Genomic DNA, 8,538 nt, shown 5'->3' with positions numbered 1-8,538 from the left:
CCGCAGAGGAAAGACAACTCCTCAGAGATATCGCAGAGAAAAAGGCTACTCTGAAAGCCATTATGAGAGAAACGGACAAGAGAATTGAACAGGTGGACAAAAGAATTGAGCAGGTAGATAAGAGATTTGAGCAAGTAAACAAGAAGTTTGAGCAGATAGACAACGAACTCAGCAGGCTTGTAAATATAATGGTAGGTGTATTCGCAGGTCAGATAGCCCTCGTAGCAGCTGTCATAGGTTTCGCTTGGTGGGACAGGAGAACGATAGTGAGGAGGGCAAGGGAAGAGACTTTTGAAGAAATGGAAAAGGAGCTAAAGCCCGATAAGTTCAGAAAACTTCTCAACGCTCTTAGGGAAAAGGCTAAAAACGATAAGGACCTGGAAGCTATACTCAAAAAGTATGGACTTCTGTAAACAGCATGATACAACCAAGGAGGAGAGAAAATGACCGAAGTTCATGAGGTAAGCGGACTGCTCAAAGCCCTGCACATTGAGATAGCCCCTCAAGGACTCCAGAAGCTCGCCCTCGGGATATTCTTCCTCGTTTACGTGATGATAATCCTGGAGAAGTACTTCCACAGGACCGTTGCAGCCCTCCTCGGGGCTTCGGTCGTTATGGTTCTGGGGGTCATACCACCCCACGGGGCGTGGTCTTCAATAGACTACAACACGATATTCCTCCTCTTCGGCATGATGAACATAGTCACCGTCTTAGCCCACAGCGGTTTCTTCAATCTTCTGGCTGTCAAGGCTCTCAAGGTTACGGGCACAAATCCCCTCAAGATACTTCTCACCTTTACAATCCTGACCGCCGTCTTCTCCGCCTTCCTGGACAACGTGACCACCATACTCTTCATGACGCCGATAATAATAAGGATAACTAAGGTCCTTGATCTGCCACCCGTTCCCTATGTGGTCGCCCTCGTTCTCGCCTCAAACACGGGGGGAACTACCACCCTCATCGGTGACCCGCCGAACATAATAATAGGGAGCATAGCCAAAAAGTCCTTCAACGACTTCCTGATTCACGTTGCACCCCACGCGATACTCGGCTTCATAGTCGGGCTTATTGTGAACTCCGCCTACCTTCACTTCAAGGGGATACTACAGCCAAGGAAGGGGAGCGTTGACCTGAAGGAGTTTGAGTCCCTGCAGGAGGAGGAGGTCTATCCAGACCTTATGAGGAAGGGGGTTACCATCTTTGTAGCCACCATAGCCCTCTTCATACTCGGGCATACACTGCATATAGAGCCGGGCATAATAGCCCTCTTCACCTCCACCTTGCTCATGATGTGGTCCGGTTTGTCTCCGGCTTACGTCCTTGAAAAGGTAGAGTGGACTACCCTTCTCTTCTTCGTGGGTCTCTTCATAGTTGTCGGTTCCCTTGAACATACGGGGGTTTTCACTGAGGCAGCGAAGATGCTTATAGAGGTGATGGGGACGGACATAGCGAAGGGTATATGGGTAATAGGTGCCTCCTCCGCTATCATCTCGGGCTTTGTTGACAACATACCCTTCACCATGTCAATGGCTTTTGTCCTCAAGAACATGAGCTCCTCCTTCTCTTCAAACTTTGACAACCTCTGGTGGGCTCTCTCCCTCGGTGCCTGTCTGGGTGGTAACTTCACCATAATAGGGGCTTCTGCAAATATAGTTGCCGCTGCCCTTGCGGAGAAGGAAGGCTACCACATATCCTTCCTGACCTTCATGAAGTACGGAACACCTGTCGCCGTTTTATCAACCCTTGTGGCGCTTCTGAGCCTGTTCTTCTTCAGCGGGGTTTGACGTTGAGCTTGAGAAGAATAGGTGCGAGGAGGGTAGTGAGGGCAACAACGAATATAAGGACCGCGTAGGTCCCCTCGTCAAGAACGCCGAAGTTCCTTCCGAACTCAGCGAATATAAGACCTACCTCTCCCCTCGGCATCATTGAGAGTCCGATATTCACCCTGTCTCTGAGACTCACAGGGGCAAAGACACCAGAGACGACCTTCCCTATGATAGCAACGAAGGTGAGGAAGAGGGTCATGAACCAGAACTGGGGTGAGGTAAAGTCTATCACCTTCAAGTTCAGGGAAAGACCCACGGTAACGAAGAATATGGGGCTCACCACCCACACGAGGGGGTTTATGCTCTCCTCCACCATGTGGGTTACCTTCTCGGAAATCTTTAAAAAGGCTGCAAAGGGAAAGAAGAACCTTCGCGATAAGGCTATGCCGGTTGTGAAGGAGCCGAGTATTGAAGGGCTTCCAAGCAGATGGGCAAGATAGGCAAAGAGGAGCATCAAGCCGACTATGAAGGGAGGAACTATGTCCCTTCCTTCCTCTTCCTTAACTACCAGGGTGAAGAGCTTAGCAACTATGTTGGCTAAGAAAGGTGCTATCAGGAAGAAGAGGGCTATCTGAAGCATGAGCTTGAGCGTTGTGTTGGGCTCAAAACTCTTGGTAAGGGAGAAGTCGTAGAGGGCTGATAGGAGAACAACCCCTATTATGTCGTCAATTACGGCGGCGCCGAGTACTATCTGGGCAAACTTGTCCTTGTGCCTCCCGAGGTCTTCAAGGACCCTCACCGTTATACCGATGCTCGTAGCTGTAAGGGCTCCCCCTATGAAGAGGGAGGAGAGATTCGTGAGACCGAACATGTACTTGGCAGCGAGGAAACCTCCAAGGAATGGAAGAACAGCCCCTATGATGGCAACGAGGAGGGAGCTCGCCCCTACTCTTATAAGGAGCTTTACGTCAGCCTCAAGACCTATCTGAAAGAGGAGCAGTATTATACCCAGCTCCGCAAGGACCTTTATCGCATCGCTCACGGGGATTATCCCGAGAACGCTTACGCCCAGGATGACTCCGGCGAGGACCTCACCTAAGACGGGAGGAACCCCAACCCTCGCCGACAGGTAGCCGAGGAGTTTTGCGGAAAAGAGCATTATGGCGAGGTGAAAGAAGAAAAGATGCAGGTTCTCGGTGCCTCCCGCCTCCATGGTGATGGAATTATATACTATCTACAGCGACGGGTTTTTGGAAATAGTACCCCTGTCCATAATCAACCCCTATCTCAAGAAGCTTTCTGTAGATAGCCTCGTTTTCAACGTATTCGGCTATGACCCTTATACCAACCTCCTTGCAGAAGGAGGTTATCGTCTTGGACAGAAGATAGGAGACCTTGTTTGTTGGTATATCCCTCACTATGCTCCCGTCTATCTTCAGGTAGTCTATCCTAAGCTGGGTTATGTTGATGAGGTTGGAGTATCCGGCTCCGAAGTCGTCTATGCATATCCTGTAGCCGAGCTTTCTGAGCAAGGCTATAGCGGACCTCATCTTATCAAAGGAGGGAATGCCCTCAACCTCCGTTATCTCAAGGAGGAGCCTCCTTCTAACGTTCCTTTCCAAGCCCTCAAGCTCGCTCACTATAGCTTCATCCAGAAGGTCTGTCGGAATCAGGTTGATGCTTATCTCAAGGTCTTCCCTCTTTCTCAAGAGCTCGGCGTTTATCCTTATAACCTCCCGTGTGAAGCGGGTGTATATGAAGGTTCCCTTGATGTCCTCAAGGAATTGGGCTGGAGCCACGAGCCCGCCGGTCTCGTCTCTTATGCGCGCGAGGGCTTCGTAGTGGGAAATTTCCCGAGTTTTCATGTTCACTATCGGCTGGTAGAGGCAGAGCACCCTTCCCCCCTCTATTGCGGAGCGGACATCACCGACCGAGAGCCTCTTCTTTAGCTCCTCAACAGTCTCATCGTAAGCCTCCACCCTATCCTTTCCCTCCCTCTTAGCCCTGTAAAGGGCTCGGTCTGCACCCTTGACGGCATCCTCCAGCGACCTGCTCTTCTCCGTTGAGAGGTTTATCCCGATAGAGACTGTTAAGCTGACGACCTCCTCACCCACACGGAAGGGACTCTTCTTTATCTCATCCCTCAGCTCCTCCGCGAACCTTATCACCTCCGACTTTCCACCAAAATCTCTCTTCGGTATAAGGAGGAGAAACTCCTCTCCCGAGTACCTCGCTATGAGTCCGTTCGGAAGCTTCCCTTTTAAGAATGAGGAAAGCTCCTTAAGAACCGCATCTCCCACCTCCTCACCGTAGGTTATGTTTACCTTCCTGAAGTCGTCTATGTCAAGGAGTGCTATGTAGTAGTCGCCTATGTTTGGAGGTCTGCTCTCTATAAACTCCCTTGTGTAAAGACCGGTGAGTTCGTCAACAAAGATTCTCCTCTCCACCCACCTCTTCCTCTGGTACTGATAGAGGGCTACACCGAGGAAGGCTATCGCCGATATTACCGAGAGCGATGCTGCCTTCCGGACGAGGTCAAGAGCTCCCTTCATCTCCTCTATCTTCTCTATGGAAAAGTCAGCCACAAGCATGGCTCTCGTGATTCCATTCTGAACTATGGGCTTGAGGTAGGTCGCACCTATGGTATTTAGGTTCTCAAAGAGTATGAGCCTGTCCTTGCCAGTGTTCATAGCCTCAAGCCAGACATCCTCCCTGAGGACATCAAGCTTCTCCCCGAGCTCACCCCTGTCTTCCCTTGAGCCGTCCGCTAAGAACCTGAACTTTCCCTCCTCATCCCTGTAAACTATGTAAACGTACTTTATCTCGGGTGTTACCAGGAGGGAAAGCTCCCTCTCAACCTTTCTTCTCAGGGCTTCGTTGTGAAAGAGGGCTATAACCACGTCCTGGTCTCCCACCTTTTCCTTTAACCCTCTCTCAATGTTGTTGAAGGTCCCTGCAACTATTGAGACAACGTCAGATATAAGCCTCTTATGTACGTACGCCTCAACCCTGCTTGAACCCATGTAGATGGGAATTGAGAGTATGAGCACAAGGACGACGAGCCCCACGAGCTGTCTGTCTATCCTCGCACTCTCCAAGCTCATGTCCTTCCCACCGTTCCGACCCGCTTCTGAGGCTCTATGAACCTCCTGTACTCCTTGGGCAGCTCTATATTCCTCTCCTTCAGCCTCTCCTCTATCAGGAGGAGGTTCGGTCTCCCCTTTTTCCAGTAGAAGGCTCCAACGCAGTTGTGCCAGCGAAAGAGGTGCTCCCTCTTGGTTGAGAAGAGGGTCTTTTTCCCGCAGTCCTTTGGAAGCTCCTTCAGGTCTCCCGCAACAAACACTATCTCAGCCCTTTCACAGGAGCTCTCAATAACAACCCTTTCCGAATACCTCCTGAGGTTCTTCTCATAGTACTCCTTCTTCTCCCCGAGGATAAGGACCCTAACCCTCTCAGAGCCAACGATGTCGGTAAAGAGCTTCTCAAGTATCTTCGCTTCAAGCTCCTGAGGACCTGTAGAAACGACAAAGAGCTGTTCTCCGAAGGCTGTTGCCACAAGGAGAAGGAGGGAAATAAATCTCCGCATCAGAACACCCACTCCACGGTGAGATAAAGGGTCCTCTCCCTGTAGGGATAGCTTACCACCTGTGAGCTCGCTGGTACGTAGTAAGGAGTCTCGGAGCTTGCGTTGAGGAGATTCTCACCCTTGAGCTTTACCGAGAGCCCCTCCCTCAGGTGGTAGCTCACTCCGGCGTTCAGGTCGTATCCCTCCCTTATCCTTTTGCTCCGAAACCTGAAGCTTCCCCTGTAAACCAGCTCGGCAAAGGTATCAAAGCTACCAAGCGTTGAGAGTAGCCTGAAGTAACTCCCAGATGCAGGAGAGAGCTTCTGTTCTGGGTCAAGGAGGAAGCTGTAGCCCGCCTGTAGCTTGTGCCTCTCAAAAAGGAGGCTCTCAAGGTCAAGGAAGAAGGCTTTGAACTCCATAGGACTGGGAGAGTTCCTGAGTATTCCCTGGCTGTCAGGCACGAGCATGTCCTTTACCTTGAAGTAACCGCCCCCCGCACTCAGCTTTGAGCTTCCCAATTTAAGGATAGCCTCTGCGGAGGCTGAGAAGGGTATCTTAGTCGTATCAAGGTCCCTTCCCGATATCTCTGTATCGTAGAAGTAAGGAGGGATGTAGCTCCTTGAGACAAAGCCCTTGAGAGTGAGGTTCTTGCCCAATAGGGATATGTAACCTAGCCTCGCTATGTACTCCTCAAAGTCCTTAAAGCCTCCGTTCCTGTAATACTTGTCAAGTCTAACACCTCCGATAAGGAGGTTCTTCGGATTCAGAGAGAACTTGTCTTCAATTATCAGGGAGTAAACCTCCTGTCTGTCAAAGGGAACCACGCTTCCAACGTTCTCAATTCCACCTCCGAGTTTCTCGTAGTACCTGCTGTCAACGTCAGAGCTGTAGAGCTTGTAAGAAAGTGCCGTAAGGAGCTTATTCCTCTCCCTCACAAACTCCTTGGAGGCATACAACTCCACCTTGTTGAAGAAGGTGTTCTCGTAAAAGCTAACCGGGTTGTTGAGGGGGTTCAGGTAGTCCATAAAGACGGGTATGAAGAGCCCCCCTTCGCTCCTCTCGTAGTGTTTCCTCCTGTGGTTGTCAACCGACAGAACGAGCTTTATCGTAGGGTCCCCTTCGGGTCTTACAGTCAGGACTGTGTAAAAGTCTTCAGCCCGCGTGTAGCCCTTTTCGGCGACGTTGTCAAGAGCAAAGCCCATGAAGGGGTCCTTTCGCATGAAGCCGTAGCCGAGCTCAAAGGATGCGTTATCGGAGTAAAGACCAAAGAAGGCGAACCTGTACCTCCCGTCCCTTGAGAGCCTCTGTCCGTTTAAAACAGGCTCAGCCCTGTTGTCATAACCAGCCGAGACCATAAAAAGGTAGGAGAGTCCCGAGCCTATCTCCCTTCCCGAGTAAAAGACGCCATCGTAGCCCCTCCGGGAGCTGACACTCGTCCTGAGGGTGCTGGCGTTCTCCTTCTCAGGCTCCTTGGTGTAAACTTTGATTATTAGGACAGCTGGGTCGTTGCCCAGCTCTATAGCTCCAACACCGTAGTAAATCTCTATGTGGTCAACGGAATCAAGGGGAAAGTTCTCCCAGACTAGGAAGGGTGAACCTGTATGCAGTGAGGAGACCTCGTGGTCGTTTATGTAAAGCCTTATGTGCTTGGGTATAGGGGAGACCCCGCTGTAATGATTGAGGGTGAGTATTCCGAACCTGTTGCTGGAGAGGGTGAAGAACTTAACAGCCTTGAGAACATCGGAGAGCCGGTGAGCCTGCATTCTGTCTAAGTCCTCCCTCGTGAAGAGTATCAGATGACCGAGGCTCTCCCTTCTCGTCTTCCTGTAAAGCTCCGAAGCCTCCCTGTACTCTTTGAAGAGCTCCTCTATCTGCTGAGAGAAGGAGAATCTAAAAAGAAGGAAGCTGAAAAGGGTGAAGCCCAGCAGTTTTCTCATCTCCCCTCCGTGTATCCTAATTAAAGTTATACAATAAACCTCAGAATGCTGAGGGAGAGGATAAGGAGGTTCCACTTCGTAGGGATAGGCGGGATAGGTATGAGCGGGATAGCCCGGATACTCTTGGAGATGGGCTATGAGGTCTCGGGCTCGGACGTCAGGGAGAGCAAGAATACCCGTATGCTTAGAGAGAAGGGAGCAAAGATATTCATAGGGCACTCCCCTGAAAACATCGGCAAGGATACGCAGGTCGTGGTTTACTCCTCCGCCGTTAAGGAGGACAACCCCGAGATACTCAAGGCTAAGGAGATGAGGATACCAGCTATACCGAGGGGGGAGATGCTGGCAGAGCTCTTCAAGCTCAAGGAAGGGATAGCGGTGAGCGGTTCCCACGGCAAGACGACCACAACCTCCATGACAGCCCACATCCTTGAGGAGGCGGGCTTTGACCCAACGGTCATAATAGGGGGGATACTTCAAAGGCTCGGTAGCAATGCAAAGCTCGGGAGGGGAGACCTTCTCGTCTCGGAGGCTGACGAGAGCGACGGCTCCTTTCTCAAGCTCTCTCCCGCCGTTGCTGTCATAACAAACATAGACAGGGAGCATATGGACTACTACGGCAACTTTGAGGAGCTCCTTAGCTCCTTCAGGCGATTTGCTGAATCCGTTCCCTTTTACGGCTTTGCCGTCCTGAACGGTGACGATGGGAGGGTAAGGGGAATAGCCAAGGATCTAAGGAAGAACATCATAAGGTTTGGCACCGGGGAAGACTTGGAGCTCAGGGGAGTGGACCTGAAGCTCCGTGAGGGCAGGTACGCCTTCGGCGTGGTGTGGAAAGGCAAAAGGCTCGGAGAGGTCCACCTGGGGATAGGCGGAAGACACAATGTTTACAATGCCCTTGCGGCTATGGGTGTAGCCCTTGAGATAGGAGTTCCCTTTGAGAAGGTCAAGGAAGCCCTTGAGAGCTTCAGGAATGCGGAGAGGAGGATGGAGCTCAAGGGTTACTACGGAGATGTGCCCGTTTACGACGACTACGGTCACCACCCTACCGAAATGAAGGCGGTCATTGAGGCTGTGAGGGAGATGTATCCCGGCAGGAGACTCGTCCTCGTATTCCAACCCCACCGCTACTCAAGAACCCATCTCCTCTTTGAAGACTTCATCAAGGTTCTGAAACTCCCAGACCTCGTTTTCCTGCTTGATATATACCCTGCGGGTGAAAGGAACCTCTACGGTGTGAGCGCAGAGCCCTTAGCCCGGAAGAGTGGAG

The 8,538-nt window shown here is 51.3% G+C and carries 7 protein-coding genes; 3 read left to right on the top strand and 4 right to left on the bottom strand.

Annotated features, from left to right (window positions below; genetic code table 11):
• Window positions 1–413: hypothetical protein (locus AC1HCM_RS05685; RefSeq protein WP_479460803.1), on the top strand; the 413-nt coding region annotated here is incomplete at its 5' end.
• 30 nt (window positions 414–443) lie between these two features.
• Entirely contained in the window at window positions 444–1,784 is a 1,341-nt protein-coding gene (locus AC1HCM_RS05680; protein WP_479460802.1) for an ArsB/NhaD family transporter, read from the top strand.
• Here AC1HCM_RS05680 and AC1HCM_RS05675 read toward each other — a convergent pair.
• From AC1HCM_RS05675 to AC1HCM_RS05660, 4 genes are read right to left on the bottom strand one after another with little or no spacing between them, the layout of a single operon-like run.
• A complete protein-coding gene (locus AC1HCM_RS05675) occupies window positions 1,771–2,979 on the bottom strand; it encodes a cation:proton antiporter (RefSeq protein WP_479460801.1) in 1,209 nt (402 codons plus the stop codon). The two genes, AC1HCM_RS05680 and AC1HCM_RS05675, sit on opposite strands and share 14 nt — an antisense overlap.
• Window positions 2,980–2,989: 10 nt before the next feature.
• The gene (locus tag AC1HCM_RS05670; protein ID WP_479460800.1) at window positions 2,990–4,870 is read right to left on the bottom strand and encodes an EAL domain-containing protein; all 1,881 of its coding nucleotides are present in this window, start codon (window positions 4,868–4,870) and stop codon (window positions 2,990–2,992) included.
• Window positions 4,867–5,352: a hypothetical protein gene (locus AC1HCM_RS05665; RefSeq protein ID WP_479460799.1), complete on the bottom strand. Its 486-nt coding sequence runs from the start codon at window positions 5,350–5,352 to the stop codon at window positions 4,867–4,869. The genes AC1HCM_RS05670 and AC1HCM_RS05665 overlap by 4 nt, the downstream gene beginning before the upstream one ends.
• Window positions 5,352–7,268, bottom strand: coding sequence for a TonB-dependent receptor plug domain-containing protein (locus AC1HCM_RS05660; RefSeq protein ID WP_479460798.1), 1,917 nt, complete (start codon window positions 7,266–7,268; stop codon window positions 5,352–5,354). Before AC1HCM_RS05660 ends, AC1HCM_RS05665 begins: the two co-directional genes overlap by 1 nt.
• A gap of 45 nt (window positions 7,269–7,313) precedes the next feature.
• Here AC1HCM_RS05660 and murC point away from each other — a divergent pair.
• Window positions 7,314–8,538: UDP-N-acetylmuramate--L-alanine ligase (murC, locus tag AC1HCM_RS05655; RefSeq protein ID WP_479460797.1), on the top strand; the 1,225-nt coding region annotated here is incomplete at its 3' end.

The organism is Hydrogenivirga sp. (genome assembly GCF_056450045.1).
Note: the sequence above shows the minus strand (reverse complement) of the source record. Positions and strands in the feature narration are given on the sequence as shown.

What these genes read in the sequence shown, in the direction of transcription:
- AC1HCM_RS05680 (WP_479460802.1), top strand. Translation starts at nt 444, where the DNA reads ATGACCGAAGTTCATGAGGTAAGCGGACTGCTCAAAGCCCTGCACATT.
- AC1HCM_RS05660 (WP_479460798.1), bottom strand. Translation starts at nt 7,268, where the DNA reads ATGAGAAAACTGCTGGGCTTCACCCTTTTCAGCTTCCTTCTTTTTAGA.
- AC1HCM_RS05675 (WP_479460801.1), bottom strand. Translation starts at nt 2,979, where the DNA reads ATGGAGGCGGGAGGCACCGAGAACCTGCATCTTTTCTTCTTTCACCTC.
- AC1HCM_RS05665 (WP_479460799.1), bottom strand. Translation starts at nt 5,352, where the DNA reads ATGCGGAGATTTATTTCCCTCCTTCTCCTTGTGGCAACAGCCTTCGGA.
- AC1HCM_RS05670 (WP_479460800.1), bottom strand. Translation starts at nt 4,870, where the DNA reads ATGAGCTTGGAGAGTGCGAGGATAGACAGACAGCTCGTGGGGCTCGTC.